The following is an 18830-nucleotide window of genomic DNA, read 5'->3' as shown; positions in this document are numbered from 1 at the left end:
CGACCAGAGCTTAAAAGAGCCGTTCTAAGCCTTGTTTAATAGTAAGCAAGCCTAATATACACAATTTCCCGCGAGCGCAATTGAGTCCGCCGTGGACGAATCTTTCAGATTTAACACTGTTCCAAGAAAGCGTGAATGAATCCGATATTGAATTCGGTTTGATAAGTTGCGTAAATGATTCCGATGTAAAGACAGTTTCTTTAAACTAACGTTAGTGCCAATGTTTGGTAACGGTCTTGTATATGATTTGTGGTGACTTTGCGGCTGCATCGGCTGTGCGTTAAATGCAAGTAGCGTAGTGGCGCAGTATTTGGCTGGTGTCGTTTGCAGGGCAGTGGCGCCGCCTTTCGAAATAATTCCGAGTTGAAAGTTAATTAAAAAATGTGGAAATGTTCAATCTTTACGAATGCCAGCCATTAATTATATACGTTGTTAGGCATAGTTAACTAAGCCTATTTTTAACTTTCGCCACGAAACCCATCCATCCAACTTCTTTGCGTTTCTGAATGGTAGAAAGAACTTGAGCTCCACCATCCAGTCCACTGTAAACATTCGACAACACAGGTATTTGTCCCACTGTTGCATTGAAAATACCATTTTGAATATTGGCTTCATCTAATTCTCTTAGAATAAGTTCATTCAAATATTTAGACATCTTAGCTTCAAGTTCGGTTTTAATTTCTTGAATGGATTTATTTTCTTGAGTTAGCAATGAAAGATCTAATTCGCGTCTAAACCTTTTCAGATATTCATCCGATCTAAGGTCTTCGATTAATTCGTGATAAGGTCCATCCTCGAGCTGAAAGCTTGGGATGTTTTCACATAGAACACTTTGGGTTAGATTGAGCAAATCAGAATCTTTTGATGCTTTTCTCGTATTTAGAACATATTGATTTGTGACAGAATTAGTTATCAATTCAAATCCAAATTTACCGGCTATATGGTCATCTATCATAAGATTCAAAGGAGTGGGGTTTGGAGCAGGATTTATTTTGCCAAATGGATATCCCCGACTATGATTATCTACGAACCTTTTTTTGTCACCTAAATTTAGCTCAATTGCTTCATTCCAATTGTCAAAAGGAATATAACCTTGAGAATTTAATACCTTTTGAATTTCTTCGTTTTTCCAGTGAAATTGTTCCAAATCCATTTTACTCATATCATACGCTTCATCAAAGAAGCGTACATAATGAAGATTCTCACAATTAATTGGGCAAGTGTTCCGACTAGCAAACCATATTTCATCATAAAATAAAAAAATTCCTAAAGGCGAATCAAGCACCGGATTCGGCCTTCCAAATCTTGACTCGTAGTCATTAGCGTAGCTGTAACCTAAAGGTGAGCTTAATCCGATAAATGCTCTTCTCATTTCTTTTGTTAATTATGCCTAACGGTCTCGGCTATGAGTAGTTGCGTGGGTTAGCACTTAACTTAGCAAGTACACACCAAACTGAAAATCCGCGAAGATTTTCAGAAGTAGGCGGGAACGAGCAATTACTTATAGCCATTGTTGGCAGTAGTATTTTTATTTGTCTAAATACGAGCAATCTGTATTAATATTTAAAACGTCTTCTAAGTTACTTTCTGTAATAATATTGTTCAGTCCTAATTTATACGTACCGTATGATGAATAGTTTATATCAAGATGATTTAAAGGATGCTTTTTTCCATCTTCATTATCAATGTCGTAGTCGTATCTTACATATGCAGGTTCGGATTGAAAAATCTCTTCAAGTATTGATATTCCAATAGATTCTCCATTGTTTGCTTGTATATAATAATCCAACAATGAAGGATTCAGTTTGAACTGCTCATCATTTAGAACTAAGAGAGCACTTGATAAAGATTGATTTGTTATAGATTTACCTGTTAACGTATTTATTTTAGTCACTTTATTATTGTCAATCAGTGTGATGAATGGAAATGATAAGCTAAAATATTTTTTTTCCTTATAGAAGAATAATCTACTCATTTTGTCAACTAATAGTTTCATCTTACTATTACATTCTATATCATCATTATTAATATCTAATAATAAATTTCTGGTAGCAAAGATTATTACTCTAGCATAATCAATTTTATCTCGAATAGGAATAAAAAAGTGTTTTTCTTGAAACGGCAGTATTTCTTGTTCAATTAACTTCATAAAATAAATTTAGGAAGGAACTTCATATTATCTTGAACAAACTCCTTTAACGTTTCATAATCACTCTCTAAAAGGTTCATTTTTTGTGCAGCTTGCAACAGGTTGTCCTGATATTTTTTGTCGATTTTTAATTCTTTAAATATTGACATCATTAAATCAAAATGAGACATTTTCTTCAAACTGTATTTGAACCTTGTTTGTATTTTTTGTTTTTCTTCTTTCGTTGGTTCTTGAATAATCATTTCTTGAGTTGAAACTATTTGTTTTAAACCATCTTTCATTGCGTCAGTTAAACCAGATTTGTTACCTGGTTGCGTGAGAAAAAAAGATTTTATGAAAGACCTTGTTAGCATAGTATATAGAGAGTTACGATAACTAGGACTATCTTTTATCCGAGAAGTAATACAAAGTATAAAAGGGAATTCTAATCCTTTGACGTTATTTCTGTTACTCATAAATAGAGTGTCGGGAATTCTTTCTTTAGTTTCATAGGCTTTGTTCACTTCCCAACCAAACTTTTTTTGAATTTTCACTTCTAAAATATCTGCTAACTCGTAAGTGTCTTGATGTGTGTCCAACAGAATTATTCCAATATCATCAGGTTGTATCGTTTTGTTCTCATCTATAATTTCATTTAAAATATTTATAGTTGTATCTGAGAATGATTTAGATATTTCAACTATCCTAATACTTTCAAAATCTACTTCTAAATCTTCAAATCGCCTTAATGGCTCTCTGCTTAAATGAAACTTAGAATCTTGAATTTTTACATTATATCCACAATCTTTCCACTCTTTTTCCTCTAACCATCTAAGTTTCGTTTCTTCAAAAAGCCCCATTCCTAAACCGTGAGCAAACATTAAGGTTTTTGGGTCTGTTCTATAACATTTTCCAAGTAGAAAATCTGGCTCAATTGTGCTAGATATGTTTTCATCAAAAATGCTTTGAAAAATATCACCAGCTATATAAATATTCTTTTCAGTTACTAATTCACATAAATTGAAAAAATTTTCATCAAAATCTTGACTTTCATCAATAAACATATAAGTCAACGCAAATTTCAATTCTTTATCTGAGTATTTAGCTTTTATATCTTCTATAGCCATTTTACAAGCTTTGCTAAACGACATTTGATATGACCAACTGTAAAAGGGAATTTTATAGAATGCGCATATGTATCTATAAGCCCCTGAGTTTGGAAATGAGTTTGAACCCCAAGAATTTGTACACCATAATCTTTCGTTCCATTCAATTTGTTGTTCAACTTTCATAAAATTGAAAAAATTAGGAATTCTTTTTCTAAGACTATCTGCTAAAACTCTACTATGACAAGTAAAAAATATTCTAGAATCAATATCATTGATGTATAAATCCTTTAGTTTGTGTAATAGTAATTCTGTTTTTCCTGTTCCGGAAAGTCCTTGAATTCTTATTTTTTTCTTGTTTGGATTTTCGTATACAAATCTAGTTTGGTCTCCATCAAATAATTGAATTTTCTGCTTTACTTTATCTAATGCAGTGACTGGAACCTCTTCTTTAACTCTATCTATGTCATTTATACTTCCTATAAATAGAGATATTAAAAGTTCCAATTTTTTTCTATCAACATCAGTAGATAATTTTAATCCTGTCAAAAAGGTTTCTAAATCTTCTATTTCTTCTGTTACGTTGAATATTTCTAATAATGAAGACCTCCAATTACGAGTTCTACCAATAATATCTTTGTACAAATATTTATCAGAAATGTAACCAACATCTTCAATTACATCTTCAACAAAATTTTCGAAATTTTCATAATCTTTTCTTTCTCCAAAATTTAAAATTGCAATTTTGTTTTTTGGTGATAGAACAATTAATGCTTTTGAGTAGTTGTATGAGTATTTTTGGTCAGTCAATGGTTTGTCTAAAACATAAATCAAACTTTGATTTTCGTCAGAATATTTATTTAGAGCTTCGATAAAGTTTATGTTCAAAGCATTTTTTTCTGCATTTAAATAAAAGTAACTACTCATTTTATTGTTTAATTTTAGTTCAGTTTATATGTCTCGTCCTAAAATACGGCTACAGGTTAAAATTGGTTTTAAGCGGCATTTTTGTGCACGTAGTTAGGTGTTTTATAGTTTAAAGATAAATGTAATCTTTCAGAGTTGTAAAGTTTGATTGCATTTTTGGTTGCACTTTTTGCTTCCTTCACGCTGGCAAAGGTCTGGTCGAGGTAGAATTCATCTTTTAGAATTCCGTTTACACGTTCTGCCAGGGCGTTCTCATAACAGTGGTTCTCTTGTGTCATACTTATGGCGATGCTTTTTCTTTTTAGTTCGTTTGTATAGACATTACTGCAATACTGTATTCCGCGATCAGAGTGGTGTATCAGGTTTTTCAGTCCTCTGTTTGCGTACAGGGCTTTTTTGAGCGCCCTGACACATCCAGAGAGTTCCAAGCTATCACTGAGGTCAAATCCCACGATTTTTCGCGAGTGCATGTCCGTTATGAGCGCTAGGTAGCAAAACCCCTTTATGGTCCTGATGTAAGTGATATCTGCCGCCCAGACCTGATTTGGTCTATCAATGGCTACATCTTTGATGATATTGTCATACTTGTAGAACCTATGGTGCGAATGGGTTGTTCGGGACGAATATTTCTTTCGCCGTATCAACAGGTCATTTTCTCTTAGAATCCGGAACAATCGGTCTCTTCCAATTTTCAGGTTGTGCTTCTGGAAGTCACAATCGAGTGATTTCATTAGTTTTCGAGTACCTTCTCTGGGGAGTGTCCTTCGTCTTTTATGGACGAGTTCTATAACTTGGCTTTCCAGTTGTTTTCGTTCGACAAATCGTTTCTGGTACTTGTAGAGCGCATCACGTTTTAAGGAGAAGCCATGGCAAATAATCTTTTTGCTGAATAGCTTCTCTTTTGAGTTTTTCTCGACAGTTTTCATTAGGGCTTGATGTTTAGTTTTTTTTTAAGTTCCGAAACATCTTTGTAGCCCAGTTTTTCGGCGGCCACTTCCAGGTAACTATCATCGATCATCTTGTCGAGATCCTTTTTAATCAGGAGTTCTTTCAGCTGCTTGAGTTCTTTCTGGAGTGCCTTTATTCGGCTGATTTCATCATCTGTTTGCACGATTACACGGGTGTTCATTAAATCGGTTCGATTGTACTTTTTGATCCATTCGTTAATGGTACTGGGCTGGATTCCGTAAAGGAGTCCGATTTGTCTTTTGGAGTGGTTACCTTTTGAAAGTTCTGTCAGAACTTTCAATTTAAAGCTCTCGCTGTAACGTCTTGAATATCCATCATTTTTATACATATACATTGGTTTAGTGTATACATATTTCAGGACGGGTCAATATTACTGCCAACGGGCTTGTATATGATTTGTGGCGACTTTGCGGCTGCTTCGGCAGAGCGTAAATGCAAGTAGCGTAGTGGCGCAGCATTTGGCTGGTGTCGTTTGCAGGGCAGTGGCGCCGCCTTTCGGAATAATTCCGAGTTGAAAGTTAATCAAAAAATGTCGAAACATTCAATCTTTTCGAATGCCAGCCATAAATTATATACTTTGTTGTAAGTAGTGCATTCCGCACTTTTTTCCTTTTCTCGGTATTTTTTTCTTTCTCTTTTCTGCCGATAATAGGCTACAAAAATTAATGAAAGTGGAAAAAATAGAATTATAAAAATCCATTTGATAATATTAACTAACATCTTAATCATATACTATCCAATCTTTTCAATAACTCTTGCGCATCTAACATTCCGTATTTAGAAGCTTTAGTTAAATATTTACGAGCATTTAATGTGTCTTTTGAGTAATAATAAGCTTCGCCAAGCCAACTCAAAGCATCTGGTAATTCATATTGATATTCGACAGACTGTTTTAAATCTTTTATTGCAAGCTGATATTTTTTTAAATGAATATATGAAATTCCACGTTCAAATTCGATTTCATATTTTCTTACGTAATAATCAGCTTCTCTGTCCCATTGTCCGTAAATATTTATATCAATATAAATACTGTCCGATTTAATAGCACCTTTTGTATTTAAAGCTTTCGTATAAAATAAAACAGCATTTTCGTTATCATCCAATCGTTTATAGTTATTACCAATATTCATAAGTGCTTGAGTATTGTCAGCATCATATTTTAAAATCATTTTATAATCCGCAATTGCTCCATTATAATCTTTAAGAATAGATTTGTCTGCGCCACGGTTCAACAACGCAGGTTTAAAATCCGCTTTTTTCTCAATCGCTTTATCTAAATATGGAATGGCTTCAGCGTATTTCCCTTTTTCTTCAAGTTCGTATGCTAAATCATAATATTGTTCTGCTGTTGTAAAGTCACAAGAGCAAAATAAAAGTGAGATTATTAATATGTAGATTGGTTTTTCTTGCATTACTTACAACGTCTCCGTATATGAAACGTAGCGTGCAAATAGACACTTTCGTTTCGGATTATACACGAGGCGAATTTTTAAATTTTCTTGTTATATTAATTCTTTCAAAAAGCCAAATTTAAAAATTTGGCGATCTTCGCAAATACACACAAACCTCTCGGAAAGCCTATAATAGCTATGTTTTATATACATTGTTGGCAACTGTGCTTATTTCACGTTCGATGCTGAAATCTTCCTTCCAGCGTCAATCAAAACGATATTTTCAGCATTTTCTAAATTCAATTCTTTTAATGTTTTCTTGACTTTATTATATTCTGATGCATCAAAATATAGAATTGCCTTTATTGATTTTTTAGTTGCATTTGCTTTTTCGTAAACCTCCACTTGTTTCGCCAAATTCTGTTTTAATTTGGAATTAGAAGCCAACTTAAATTCAATTAGGGTTTTGTCTTTTGAGCCTTTGGAAATCGCATAGTCAACAGGTCCACGTCCATTATTCGGTTCTCTATTAACATCAAAGTCCGATGCAAACCAAGTCAGTCGATAAATGATTTGTAAATCTTCTTCTCGTTTAATAGGTTGATGATTTACATAAAAAAGTCTGTATCCATCATTATCCTCAATCACAGTTTTTAGATAGTTTATTCTTTTCAATGATTCTTCGTATGAACTTTCAGGACTTATTTCATAGAAGTCCGACTTGTCCATTAATAGCTCAACAAATTTCCCTAATTGTTCGATAAAAATGCTTTCAACTTCTTGAACTTTTTGTTTAGAAATGTTTTTTGCTCCAACTTTATTTTCTTCTTTCTGTTTTACGTAATACTTTATAATTTCTGGAAACTGCTTTATTGTATTATGAATGGCTAAAGAAATTTCTTTTTGAGTATTCTTCTTATTTTTTGGTGGTTTTGGCAATGATTTCTTGAAATAATTAAATATTTCGTGTCTCAATTGGTCATTTGGAATACTACCACATATTCTTGTGAAATCGCCTCTTAAATCATTACTGTTTATCCAATTATCATCTTTAGTAAGTATGTCTCTTGGTGTTAATAAAGCAAAATCTCCAAACAAATATGGAAGTTCATATTCTTTTGGCATCCACCTCTCCAACTCGTAATCAAAATAGACCTTATTTACATTTATGGTTTTTATGTGCTTTTTATCTATGTGCTTTTTGGTAAATTCTTGAGTGTATTCTAATAGAAATTCTTTTATGAGATTTGTTGTAAAATCACTTATGTTGTCTTTACCAACGCCAATTTCAAAAAGTCCTGCCTTTTCAAGATGTGATGATTGAGTGACTTGTTCTTTTCCTAAATCGTCAAACACGATATGAATTGATGAAGAAAATGCTTTTCCGAATTTTGGTCCCAATCCACTTCCTCCATTACCAACTTTACTATAACCAAACCAGTTCTGTTTTACTTCTGGAAATAGATACCAAGATTTTACTTCCGCAAAATCGTTGATTCCGTTTTCTGCTTTTGTTTTAAGAAAAGTCAAGTATTTCAGAATATTCTCGTGAAGTTCTTGATATTCTGTTTTTTTACTTCCAAACAATAAAAAAGGGTCAATAAAAAGAGGTAGGTCATTTATTAATGAAATATTGAATGCTCCAAATTCCTCAAGAATTGAAGGGTTTACTTCGAAGAAATCAGAGAAATATATTTTCATAGGTGATGTTTGTCTTGCATTGTTGCCAACGGTCTTGTATATGGCTCGTAGCGTTCAACTTATAAATTATTTTCGGATTAAGCACGAGCCGAATTTTTAAATTTTACTATTTATCTTTTTATTGGAAATCGTCAAATTTAAAAATTTGGCGACTTTCCAAATATGCCTTAACTTCCGATTTAGCAACTGCCCAGCTATGAGCTATATACGTTGTTAGAGGCAGTTTTTATTACTATTCTAATTCCTTTAGTTTAGCTTGAGCTTCTTGATTTCCGTCTATTCCAACTGCTTTTTTATAGTTGTCAATTGCTTCTGATTTGTTTTTTTGAGATAAAAAGTAATTCCCTAAAGCAACAAAACTTTTTGATTCATTAGGATAGAAATCAGCATTCAGTTCTAAATATGCTAACGCTTTTTTAGGAAGATTATGTCCATCCAACATAAAGAACCCAACTTGATTTAGTAATTCCCAATCAGGTTTTACTTCACGTTTCATTTGAATGCTCAATTTTTCATAGTGGGTTTTAAATGGTTCTGTTAATTCTTTGGCGGAATATTCTTTTGGTGTGTTAAAACGCCACATTTCTGGGAATGGAAACCAAGAGAAAATATACCGCAATCCATTATACTGGGCTGGAACAACAATGCTTCCGTGGTCTTCATTCTCAAAGTATTCCCATTTAAAATTAATCTCTTTATTATTTTTTACTAATAGGTCGTGAAACTTTAAATTGGCTCTAATCTGTTCAGTAGGAACTGTTTTGTCTTTTCTAACTTTAGCCGTGTCCATTGCTTTGCCAATACTATTAGCCACAGCTATATATAATGACTTTTCTTTTCGATTTCCTTTATTTAGTAGTTCTTGAGTTTCTTTAACCAAATTTTCTTCGTCCCACCAAAGACTTGGGTCAATTGCCAAATAATTATCAAAAGAATTTTCGTGATGTAAGTATGAATAAAGTACAAAAAGACCTCCTGTAGAATGACCAATAATGGTATTGTTGTTTTCGGTTGGGTATTTATTGTTGATATAAGGTTTTAATTCTTGATTTATGAATTTTAAAAAATTACTGGCACCTCCAGAAGTTTCCGATTCGTGTCCGCGTTGAAAAGGAACATTAGTATTCGTGAAATCTCTTGTTCTATCCGTATTGGTAATACCAACTATTATAGATTGAGGAATTTTGAAAGGCGTTAGTTGCTTTTGCATTCCAGTAATAACATAAAATTGTTGAGATGCGTCCAATACATAAATAACTGGATATTTTTTAGTGCTATTAAAGTCCTCAGGTGTATGTATCCAAATTTCTCTTTGCTCTTTTAGTATTTTGGAATATAAGCTATCAACCTTCCCAACTACTATTTGCTTTTCGCTATTTTGATTAAATTGTGCTATTCCTTTGAAACATAGGAACAAGGTAATTATGGTTATTACAATTTTAGACTTTCTCATTTGTTTGGTAAGGTTTTAGTTTGTAATTATTTCTTTTGGATAATTGACAACATCAAAAATAATTCCAGACTTGTCCTTTTTACCTATCGTGTTTTTTTAAATTGCCTCTAACGGTCTTGTATATGATTTGTGGCGTCTTTGCTTGCTAGGGCGGCTTAATGAGCCCTTCTTGCGAAATCCACCCTAGACTATGTCTTCTAAAGCGAATTGAGTGTTGAGCGCTTGACAGAGCCAAATTTTTCAAATTAGCCAGAGTAAAAGCGCTGTTTCGGATGGCAAGCCTCGCCGATTTTATCCGAATGACTAATTTAAGTTTTTTGTACGACTTTTCATCGTCTTAACCAACAGAGACATAAATTATATACGTTGTTAGGCTTAGTATGGGGTATTTAGAATTTACTGAATTCCGTAAATACTGTGTCATTCCTTACTCTAAATTTAACCCATCGATCAGATGAAAATCCATTACTGTAATATCCGCAGGGAATTGTTTCAGAAACACTGTCATTTCTTGAAAAATTTAAAACATAGTTTCCATCCACTTTATGTTCTTTCATCATGTAAAATGATTGTGAACTATCTCCTGGTTTAATATCATTTAACAGGTTTAATGCTATTTTCTCCGATGTGTGAAAGTTAATATTCGTTAGTGTATTATCCGTTTCATTTACAATAATAACCTCAATTCCATTTTCTCTTATAATTGTATTCAAACAAGAAATGAATAGAAGTGATAATAGCATTGAAAATGCTTTTTTCATATTATGCCTAACGGTTTTGCATAAAGTTCCGTTGCGGAACTTCCAGACCAAGTTACATAGAATTTCCCTGATTTCCCGAATGGCAATTGATTCCGAGTATCTAAAGATAAGCAATGGACTTTATGCGTTGTTTCCTAACGTTGCACGACCCGAGCTTTGCGAGTGCGATTAAATCTTTCAGCAGAAGACTAATCTTTTTGTCACATTTCCCGCGAGCGCATTTAGTTCCGCCGTGGACGCATCTTTCAGATTTAATACTATTCCAAGAAAGCGTGAATGAATCCGATATTGAATTCGGTTTGATAAGTTGCGTAAATAATTCCGCTCTAAAGACAGTTTCTTTAAACTAACGTTAGTGCCAATGTTTGGTAACGGTTTTGCATATGATACGGCGGGTCTTGAGCGGCTGGATCGGCAGTGCCAACATTTTGCGTCAGCGAAAGTGGGAAGCGCAGCGTGTGAATCAGCCGTGGGCAGTGGCGCCGCCACTACGTAATTATCCGCTGTACCAAATTTTCTATAAAGTTAGGGAATTTAATTGTAGCCGAATGTGAACGCTGTATTATATGCATTGTTACCTAACGTGGTACGACCAGAGCTTAAAAGAGGCGTTCTAAGCCTTGTTGAATAGTAAGCAAGCCTAATATACACAATCTCCCGCAAGCGCAATTAAGTCCGCCGTGGACGAATCTTTCAGGTTTAACACTATTCCAAGAAAGCGTGAATGAATCCGATATTGAATTCGGTTTGATTTGTTGCGTAAATAAATCCGATGTAAAGACAGTTTGTTTAAACTAACGTTAGTGCCAATGTTTGGTAACGGTTTTGCATAAAGTTCCGTTGCGGAACTTCCAGACCAAGTTACATAGAATTTCCCTGATTTCCCGAATGGCAATTGATTCCGAGTATCTAAAAATAAGCAATGGACTTTATGCGTTGTTACCTAACGTTGCACGACCCGAGCTTTGCGAGTGCGATTAAATCTTTCAGCAGAAGGATAATCTTTTTGTCACATTTCCCGCAAGCGCAATTAAGTCCGCCGTGGACGCATCTTTCAGGTTTAACACAATTCCAAGAAAGCGTGAATGAATCCGATATTGAATTCGGTTTGATAAGTTGCGTAAATAATTCCGATGTAAAAACAGTTTCTTTAAACTAACGTTAGTGCCAATGTTTGGTAACGGTTTTGCATATGATACGGCGGGTAATGAGCGGCTGCTTCGGCTGGGCGTAGATGCGGAGTAGCAACGTGGCGTAGCATCTGGCTTTAGCGTCGGCAGGGCAGTGGCGCCGCCTATCGGTTTTATCCGATGGACCAATTTACGATTAATTGTAGGAAATACAATTCACTTAACCATCTGACCGCTGTATTATATGCGTTGTTATCTATTTTTGCGAGACTACCCCTATCTAATTAAATATCCAATTACTTAATGTATAGTTTATTGAATATTTTTATAATTGTAAATAATTATTTTAAACTTAAAATTTTAAAGATTTAAATATGAAGAATATTTTCACACTCATCTTTTTGACTTCATTCAGTATTTGCTTTTCACAAAATGACACAATTTTTTATGATAAGGATTGGAAAGTTGTAATAAAGGAATATGCTTCTTTCTACCGTCCTCCGGTAAAAAAAGTAGGCGAATTATTTGAAGTCAAAGATTATTATATCAATGGGCAAATTCAATCTCACGGATATTCTTCAAGCAATACCCAAGACTTTTGGGAGGGCGAGGTTAAGTACTATTATACGAATGGATCAATTCAAGCTATCAGCAATTATAATAAAAATCAGCTTAATGGATACTTTAAAGATTTTTATGAATCAGGAGAGTTAAAAGGCAAATTCCTCTACAAGGACAATGTGCCTTACGGAGATCATGAAATATATCATAAAAATGGACAACTATATGCAATTAAAACCTTTTCAAATGGGTTAGAAACTGGTGAAATAAGGCAGTATTTTTCAAATGGCAATAAGGAATATATTGGACAGTTTGATGAAAACGGCTTAAAGGATGGCTTATGGCAAGCTTGGAGTCCTGATGGTGAATTGACAACTAGGTATTATTTGAAAAATGGTATAATTGATGGTGAAATATTTGGAACAGATCCAAACCTTAATGCAACATATTCTGGTAAATTTAGTAATGGGCAATTGATTGAATTCACAAGCCAGAATGTAAATCCAATTAATGGCAGTATATACAGGTTAGAAGCTATAAGTCGTGATGGAATCGAAGAATGGAAAATGTATAGAGATGAAGTACTTATTGTCGAATCTTACATTAAAGACAAATTCAAAATTGGTACTTGGAAGATGTATTCAATGGATGGAGAGAATTTAATTAGAATTGTTTCTTACGGAAATCCAGAAAATTGTAATGAAGACTATAAGCCTTTTCCTATAAAACGTGCAATCCCTTTCCATTCTTTTGAAAATAAATATCTTACATTTCAACTTCATGATGTGGCTATTCAGGATTCTAATTATATCGATGGATGTTTAGACGGCGTCTCAAAGGAATTTGATATCGAAGGAAAATTGTTGAAAAGAGTAATTTATGAAAATGGAAATTTAGTAGGAGAAACTATTCTTGAAGAAAGAGAAGATATTGTGTATGCTCCACATCCAATCTACACTAAGATAGAATAAAGAATATAATTTCCTGTGCTTACCTAAAATACAAAGTATTTAATAAAAATATTGAAAACTTCGATTTTTAATAAGGATATTACTGTAAGTTACTAGTTAAACTGTTAATGTTTATTTCGAGCAATTGTAGATAACGGTTTTGCATATGATACGGCGGGTTTTAAGCGGCAGCTTCGGCAGTGCCAACATTTTGCGTCAGCGAAAGTGGGAAGCGTCAGCGTGCGAATCAGCCGTGGGCAGTGGCGCCGCCACTACGTAATTATCCGCTGTACCAATTTTTTATAAAGTTAGGGAATTTAATGATAGCCAAATGTGACCGCTGTATTATATGCTTTGTTATACCGCGTTTCTTAAATTCATTTTGTGTTCAAACTTATTTGAAAATTTGTCGATCAGAGATTTGTCAGCTCTCAAATAATACTCTTTGTTGGTTGTTGTTTTAATCCGAAATTTATAATCATTTGAAAACCATTCTTTGCGAACGAATATTTTTCCTATTTGCCATTTTTCAATTTCAATCCGTTCAGCTTTTGAAATCAGCTGTATTTCCTCTCCAGGCTGAAAAATCAAATTTGCGTTTTCATATATTCGAAAATTCGCAATTCTGATGCCCAAAAGAGTCAGGATCAATCCGGTTAGTCCAGAATAGAGTAATGAATCTCCAATTACGAAGCCGTAATATAAAAACTGCATCTCACTTGGTAAACTGTTTCCGGAAACCCAAAGTATAAAGAACCCAAAAACACTAAGTAATCCAATAAAAAAAAGGATCAATCCTATTTTACTGATCCAAGTTTTTGTTCCGAGTTTTATGTTTTGAGCTATTTTTTCCAAAATGCGGTATAACGGTCTAGTGTATGATTTCGTTGCGAATTTCAGCACTAAAGTTAGCAAATAAATCACAGATAGAAAGTCTGCGAGGACTTTCGTAAGTAGGCTATAACTAGCAATGAATTATACACATTGTTGGCAGTAGTTATTTTAGTTTCTCACTTTCAAAAGTTGCAATAAATTCCTTTCTTGATTTATCAAAATATCCGACAATTACATTAAAATCATTTTCATTTTCTCTTAAAACCTTTCTTGGATTCGCTCGAACTAAATGCCTAGCAATTATAGTTGCTGAGGCTTTGTTTTTTCCTTCTATAATATGTGTAAATCTATCCAGACTGTTCTTAGAGATTACTTCTGTTTTGCTCAATATAGATTTTTTAAGATTACCAAAAATTGATGCATAATTGCTAGTTATCGCTCTTTTCATTTCGAAACCTTGTTTCACTCCGTCATTATTAATGCTTAAAAAATCAAGACCGTTATCTTTTTCTTTACCTTCAAATGTTATAAACATCCTCCACTTATGTTTTTTAGCTAACCATTCGCCGAGGATTGAGTCTTTATTTGAACTTGAATGTGATTCATAAACTTCTTTAACTTCTTCTATCGATGAATCCTCTATTTCTAAATCTAGGATTTTTTTAATTTTATAGAGGAAATCATTTGAATTATACATCCAAAATTTTTGTTCATTGTTAGAACTAAATTCTGAAATTAATTCGTGTCTAGGCGATTTAGTATTAATATTTCCATCAAAATACCACCAATCTTTCTTGTTATCGTTAGTAACAAATATGACAGGTTTTCCATTTACATTAGCATATTTTAGTAATTGTTTCCAGAGGATTAAATCTCCATATTTTTGAAAACCACTTTTTTCATCAAAATCTTCGAAACCAGGTGGGATTTCATTTCTATACCTAAATTCTCCCTCTTTACTAATAGCTAATAATTCATCATAATTCCATTCTTCACCTATTGTGAAATTTTCTTTAAAAGAATGATAAACTGAATCACTTGATTTTATTTTTTCAATTTGTTTAATTTTCTTTTTTATGTCTTTTTCTAGAAGCTTTTTGAAATTTTTGAATTCCTCATCTGTTTTTGACAGATATTCGTCTAAAAGATTAATCCTTTTTTCTAGATGGTCAAAATATTTATCTTCAAAAAATGGATGTTTATCATCTTTATGAGTTTTTTCTACAAGTGTTTTTAAATGTCCTTTAACATTAGCTATCTGTTCAGTCTTGAATTTTTTTATGATTGAGTGCATTTCGTCAAAGTGGCCACTATCCTTATTGTCTTTACTTTTTGATAGTAAACTTTGATATGTTTCGATAGGCTTCATCATTACCTTATCTCTATTTTTTTGAAACTCATAGAAAACTTGATATGGAAGCCACATTCTATTTTCTATTTTTCTAAAAACAGTGTCAAAAATTTCATTTTGTGTTTTACTTGAATAGTAATAGAAATCAAGTAGGGAAGAAGTGTCAAAAATAATTAAGGCATCATTAAACAATGATTTTTCTTCATTTTCATCTATTAAATATTTGTTCGTCATTTTGTCTAATTACTGCCAACGGTCTTGTATATGGCTCGTAGCGTGAAAATTAGCGATTATTTTCGGATTAAGCACAAGCCAGATTTTTAAATTTTACTATTTATCTTTTTATTGGAAATCGTCAAATTTAAAAATTTAGCGGCTTACCAAATACGCTTTAACTTCGTTTGAGCAACTAATTAGCTATGAGCTATATACGTTGTTGTAGGCAGTACTTATTCGTCAGACAATAGTTTAATTATTGCAATACCCAATAATCCACCGACAACCCAATTCAATGCTGAATTATTTTCATTTTTCTTTTCCTTCTCAATCATCTTTCTCAAGTTATTTACGCTTTCTTCAGGGAAATGTCGATTGAATCTAATTATTAAATTACCTTGTTCAAATGCTGGATTAATTGGAACAGTATCTTCAATTATGAAAACGGAAGTTTTTTTATTTATCTGTGCGATTTCCCATTCCTTCATAACTGATTGTGAATTAACACCTGAATGTGAAGCGATTCCAATGAAAAGGTCAGTTTTAGCTATTTTATTTCGTACGGCAAATTCAAAATTTTGACCTTGATTTAAGCTATTATAACTATTTTCCACATAGTAACCGTTGTTTGATAAATACTCGGAAATCAAAGAAAGAACGTATAATTGACTATCGTCCATTGAATATGATATAAATGCAGTTTTTTTCATTCCGATAAAATTTTTGTTATATCTATAGATTTCGCTCTTTTAACCTTATAATCATAAAATTCAGGAAAAAAATGTTCGTGTAGGTCAGTCGTTTTGTAAAGCCTTTCTTCAAAATCACTTCCGTTCCAAATAACATATTTGCGATTCCACCTACAGTTCCGACTTAAATTATCAAATGTATTCGTAACTCCTGATGTAACTGAGTTTTTGCAAATTAGTAAATAACCATCTGCTCTATATTCTTCTAATAATGTAGGAATGTCAATTTTATCTAAATTACTTTTTTTAAGTTTATCGTAAAATTTACATTGAACTACCCATTTTCGTTCAAATGGCATTATGGAATCGTTAACTCTCATAGTCAACAAAATGTCTCGACCACCATCAGGTCCAATTCCAGTTCTATTGACAATGACTTCTGTCAGATGATTTTCTTCTAATTGAATAATCTCATTGAAATATCTTGAAGCGAGATTTTCGAACTGCTCCCAATTATCAATTTCAGATAAGTTAATTTTATTCATTTAGTTTCTCTCGTATTGCCTACAACGGTTTTGCATATGATACGGCGGGTAATGAGCGGCTGATTCGGCAGAGCGTAGATGCGGAGTAGCAACGTGGCGTAGCATCTGGCTTTAGCGTCGGCAGGGCAGTGGCGCCGCCTATCGGTTTTATCCGATGTATCAATTTTTTATAAAGTTAGGAAATTTAATTAAAGCCGAATGTGAACGCTGTGTTATATGCGTTGTTGGGCATAGTTATTTCCAATAATATTTAGCTTTGAATTCAAAAGACATTCCGTCCAGATTAGGTAAATTGAGATTTGAATAGAATGGTAAACGGTTCTTTTTTAAGGTAATGTATTCTTCTTCGATATCAACATAGAAATATTGTAAAGCTTTATTTAAAGAGTTTATAACATTATTTAATTTAAATATCTTATCAATTTTTTTTTGAATTTCTTTATCAAAAAAATCAGATCTCAAATAAATTAAAGCAACACCCAGCTCTTTACTTGCATATGGAAAATGAATCTTCTCGATAAGCAAACGATCTAGGAATTCATAGACAGGAGTTAATTGTAATTTGTGAATGTGTTTCGTTTCAATAGTTTGATTAATGAATAAAAAGGCAAACCACTCTGCCGGTCTTGGAGAAAGCACGTTCGCAACTGCTACCGATGAAGGAAATTTATTGAAAATATGATAATGAGTTCTTGATAAAGGAATAGAAATTAAATATTTGGCACATAGATATTCCTGAAGTGACAAATGACTAAATTCGAAATTATTGTTATTTAGTTCAATTATTAGTCCACTAATTGATTCCAAATCCTTTATAATGGCTTTACTATCATTCTTTGTAAGTTCTGGATACCTTAAATAAACTTTTTGATACGCAGATTCCAATTCAAAAAGGTTAAATGTCTTTTTTACTTCGAAAGTGTAACTCAATTCATAGGTTAATTCTGAAAGAAAATCTTCTTTTTTATTTAAGTCAAAATGCTGGTATTTTGAATACCTTGTAATTTTCGTTTCTTTGTCATCATCCCAGTCTCTAAGAACTAATTGAATTATTTGTCGATAAATATCAATCGAACGAGAAGGTAAGATATAGTTATTGTTTTGATAAATGAGAATCAGAAATGTCAAAAACAGTGGTCTATCTGATAAATCGTAATATGGTAGTTTTTTTAAAGTTTTTAGGAACTTTTTTGGATTGTCTAACCAAATCGAGCATATGGATTTTTTCTGGTCAATATCCAGAGAGCATATATCAAAATTGACAAATTGCTTAAAACTTCCAATTTCCTGAATGTATCTAGATGTTAAAAAAATCTTGGAGTTAAGTAAAGACTGTGAAAGATTCTTAATTTCATTAAATAAGCTATCTCTAATTTGTGATTTTACTTCATCTAGGCCATCCAAGAAAATTATTGTTGGCACATCGTTAAGATAACTTGATAACCCATCTTCTATCGTTGTGTTGCCAATTTGGTATTTAAAACCAGTTATTCTATCATTATGGTCTTTAATTTCAACTTTGTCTATAGGAATTCTCAACTGATTGCAAAGATGAGTCATCAATGATTCACTATTTTTAATCTCAGCTATTTTTATAACAACTAAAAATGAAAACGGAAAAGTTTCTTTTTTCGAAGAAAATAGTGTTTCAAAACTTTTTCGCACCAATCGCTTTAGCGTTGTTGTTTTACCAGCACCAACATCTCCTAAAATTAAAGTATGTCTAGGGTCGTAAAGTAGTTGTTCCTCTGTAACTGTATTACCTCCTTTTTTAGCTTTAAAAATGCGATTTTGGTTATGCATTTCTAGTTGCACGGAGTTTTCTAGCAGATCTTTGGTATCTGGGAGTTTAAAAGTGGATAGATTTTCTGAAAAGGTAATAGCTTTGGATAGGTTAAATGATATGCCTTCATTGATATCCTTTGCGATTATTTTAGGCTCAGAAACGAAAAATCTTCCAAGAAATCCCACCGATTTTTCAACCGAAATTTCAATTAACTTTTGAAATATTATTAAATCAACTTCCATTTATGAAATCACACGTATATTATAATTATGCCCAACGGTTTCGTGTATGATTAGTTGCGTTGGCTAGGATTAAGTTAGTAAACAAAAACG

The 18830-nt window shown here is 32.8% G+C and carries 15 protein-coding genes; 1 reads left to right on the top strand and 14 read right to left on the bottom strand.

What is annotated here, in order from left to right:
* Nucleotides 1-442: 442 nt before the first annotated feature.
* The 9 genes from G5B37_RS03815 to G5B37_RS03775 all read right to left on the bottom strand — a co-directional run bounded on the left by G5B37_RS03815 (nucleotide 443) and on the right by G5B37_RS03775 (nucleotide 10436).
* On the bottom strand, nucleotides 443-1372 hold the full coding sequence (locus G5B37_RS03815; RefSeq protein ID WP_164678749.1) for a hypothetical protein: 930 nt from the start codon (nucleotides 1370-1372) through the stop codon (nucleotides 443-445).
* A 156-nt stretch (nucleotides 1373-1528) separates the two neighbouring features.
* Complete coding sequence (locus G5B37_RS03810; protein ID WP_164678748.1) at nucleotides 1529-2149, bottom strand: hypothetical protein; 621 nt, start codon at nucleotides 2147-2149, stop codon at nucleotides 1529-1531.
* Nucleotides 2146-4161, bottom strand: coding sequence for a DEAD/DEAH box helicase (locus tag G5B37_RS03805; RefSeq protein ID WP_164678747.1), 2016 nt, complete (start codon nucleotides 4159-4161; stop codon nucleotides 2146-2148). Before G5B37_RS03805 ends, G5B37_RS03810 begins: the two co-directional genes overlap by 4 nt.
* Nucleotides 4162-4229: 68 nt before the next feature.
* The gene (locus G5B37_RS03800; RefSeq protein WP_164678746.1) at nucleotides 4230-5087 is read right to left on the bottom strand and encodes an IS3 family transposase; all 858 of its coding nucleotides are present in this window, start codon (nucleotides 5085-5087) and stop codon (nucleotides 4230-4232) included.
* Entirely contained in the window at nucleotides 5087-5458 is a 372-nt protein-coding gene (locus tag G5B37_RS03795) for a transposase (protein WP_164678745.1), read from the bottom strand. Before G5B37_RS03795 ends, G5B37_RS03800 begins: the two co-directional genes overlap by 1 nt.
* 397 nt (nucleotides 5459-5855) lie before the next feature.
* Nucleotides 5856-6542 (bottom strand): tetratricopeptide repeat protein, encoded by a 687-nt coding sequence (locus G5B37_RS03790; RefSeq protein ID WP_164678744.1) that lies wholly within the window; start codon nucleotides 6540-6542, stop codon nucleotides 5856-5858.
* Nucleotides 6543-6749: 207 nt separating this feature from the next.
* Nucleotides 6750-8222, bottom strand: coding sequence for a hypothetical protein (locus G5B37_RS03785; protein ID WP_164678743.1), 1473 nt, complete (start codon nucleotides 8220-8222; stop codon nucleotides 6750-6752).
* A gap of 232 nt (nucleotides 8223-8454) precedes the next feature.
* Nucleotides 8455-9675, bottom strand: coding sequence for an alpha/beta hydrolase (locus G5B37_RS03780; RefSeq protein ID WP_164678742.1), 1221 nt, complete (start codon nucleotides 9673-9675; stop codon nucleotides 8455-8457).
* Nucleotides 9676-10064: 389 nt separating this feature from the next.
* A complete protein-coding gene (locus G5B37_RS03775; protein ID WP_164678741.1) occupies nucleotides 10065-10436 on the bottom strand; it encodes a hypothetical protein in 372 nt (123 codons plus the stop codon).
* A gap of 1504 nt (nucleotides 10437-11940) precedes the next feature.
* Between G5B37_RS03775 and G5B37_RS03770 the strand changes: the two genes are divergently transcribed.
* Nucleotides 11941-13098 (top strand): toxin-antitoxin system YwqK family antitoxin, encoded by a 1158-nt coding sequence (locus tag G5B37_RS03770; RefSeq protein WP_164678740.1) that lies wholly within the window; start codon nucleotides 11941-11943, stop codon nucleotides 13096-13098.
* A gap of 336 nt (nucleotides 13099-13434) precedes the next feature.
* Here the strand turns inward: G5B37_RS03770 and G5B37_RS03765 are convergent, their stop codons facing one another.
* The 5 genes from G5B37_RS03765 to G5B37_RS03745 form a co-directional block, all read right to left on the bottom strand.
* Nucleotides 13435-13932 carry a hypothetical protein gene (locus tag G5B37_RS03765; RefSeq protein WP_164678739.1) on the bottom strand — a complete coding sequence of 166 codons (498 nt, stop codon included), beginning with the start codon at nucleotides 13930-13932 and terminating at the stop codon, nucleotides 13435-13437.
* Nucleotides 13933-14074: 142 nt separating this feature from the next.
* Nucleotides 14075-15496 (bottom strand): PIN-like domain-containing protein, encoded by a 1422-nt coding sequence (locus G5B37_RS03760; RefSeq protein ID WP_164678738.1) that lies wholly within the window; start codon nucleotides 15494-15496, stop codon nucleotides 14075-14077.
* A gap of 215 nt (nucleotides 15497-15711) precedes the next feature.
* Nucleotides 15712-16188 carry a TIR domain-containing protein gene (locus G5B37_RS03755; protein WP_164678737.1) on the bottom strand — a complete coding sequence of 159 codons (477 nt, stop codon included), beginning with the start codon at nucleotides 16186-16188 and terminating at the stop codon, nucleotides 15712-15714.
* Nucleotides 16185-16712 (bottom strand): restriction endonuclease, encoded by a 528-nt coding sequence (locus tag G5B37_RS03750; protein WP_164678736.1) that lies wholly within the window; start codon nucleotides 16710-16712, stop codon nucleotides 16185-16187. The genes G5B37_RS03755 and G5B37_RS03750 overlap by 4 nt, the downstream gene beginning before the upstream one ends.
* Nucleotides 16713-16946: 234 nt before the next feature.
* Nucleotides 16947-18740 (bottom strand): NACHT domain-containing protein, encoded by a 1794-nt coding sequence (locus G5B37_RS03745; RefSeq protein ID WP_164678735.1) that lies wholly within the window; start codon nucleotides 18738-18740, stop codon nucleotides 16947-16949.
* Nucleotides 18741-18830: the final 90 nt, after the last annotated feature.

Source organism: Rasiella rasia (genome assembly GCF_011044175.1).
GTDB lineage: Bacteria > Bacteroidota > Bacteroidia > Flavobacteriales > Flavobacteriaceae > Marinirhabdus > Marinirhabdus rasia.
Note: the sequence above shows the minus strand (reverse complement) of the source record. Positions and strands in the feature narration are given on the sequence as shown.

Bases quoted from the DNA above. Each gene is read 5' to 3' on its own strand.
- G5B37_RS03815 (WP_164678749.1), bottom strand. From the start codon at position 1,372: ATGAGAAGAGCATTTATCGGATTAAGCTCACCTTTAGGTTACAGCTAC.
- G5B37_RS03810 (WP_164678748.1), bottom strand. From the start codon at position 2,149: ATGAAGTTAATTGAACAAGAAATACTGCCGTTTCAAGAAAAACACTTT.
- G5B37_RS03805 (WP_164678747.1), bottom strand. From the start codon at position 4,161: ATGAGTAGTTACTTTTATTTAAATGCAGAAAAAAATGCTTTGAACATA.
- G5B37_RS03800 (WP_164678746.1), bottom strand. From the start codon at position 5,087: ATGAAAACTGTCGAGAAAAACTCAAAAGAGAAGCTATTCAGCAAAAAG.
- G5B37_RS03795 (WP_164678745.1), bottom strand. From the start codon at position 5,458: ATGTATAAAAATGATGGATATTCAAGACGTTACAGCGAGAGCTTTAAA.
- G5B37_RS03790 (WP_164678744.1), bottom strand. From the start codon at position 6,542: ATGCAAGAAAAACCAATCTACATATTAATAATCTCACTTTTATTTTGC.
- G5B37_RS03785 (WP_164678743.1), bottom strand. From the start codon at position 8,222: ATGAAAATATATTTCTCTGATTTCTTCGAAGTAAACCCTTCAATTCTT.
- G5B37_RS03780 (WP_164678742.1), bottom strand. From the start codon at position 9,675: ATGAGAAAGTCTAAAATTGTAATAACCATAATTACCTTGTTCCTATGT.
- G5B37_RS03775 (WP_164678741.1), bottom strand. From the start codon at position 10,436: ATGAAAAAAGCATTTTCAATGCTATTATCACTTCTATTCATTTCTTGT.
- G5B37_RS03770 (WP_164678740.1), top strand. From the start codon at position 11,941: ATGAAGAATATTTTCACACTCATCTTTTTGACTTCATTCAGTATTTGC.
- G5B37_RS03760 (WP_164678738.1), bottom strand. From the start codon at position 15,496: ATGACGAACAAATATTTAATAGATGAAAATGAAGAAAAATCATTGTTT.
- G5B37_RS03755 (WP_164678737.1), bottom strand. From the start codon at position 16,188: ATGAAAAAAACTGCATTTATATCATATTCAATGGACGATAGTCAATTA.
- G5B37_RS03750 (WP_164678736.1), bottom strand. From the start codon at position 16,712: ATGAATAAAATTAACTTATCTGAAATTGATAATTGGGAGCAGTTCGAA.
- G5B37_RS03745 (WP_164678735.1), bottom strand. From the start codon at position 18,740: ATGGAAGTTGATTTAATAATATTTCAAAAGTTAATTGAAATTTCGGTT.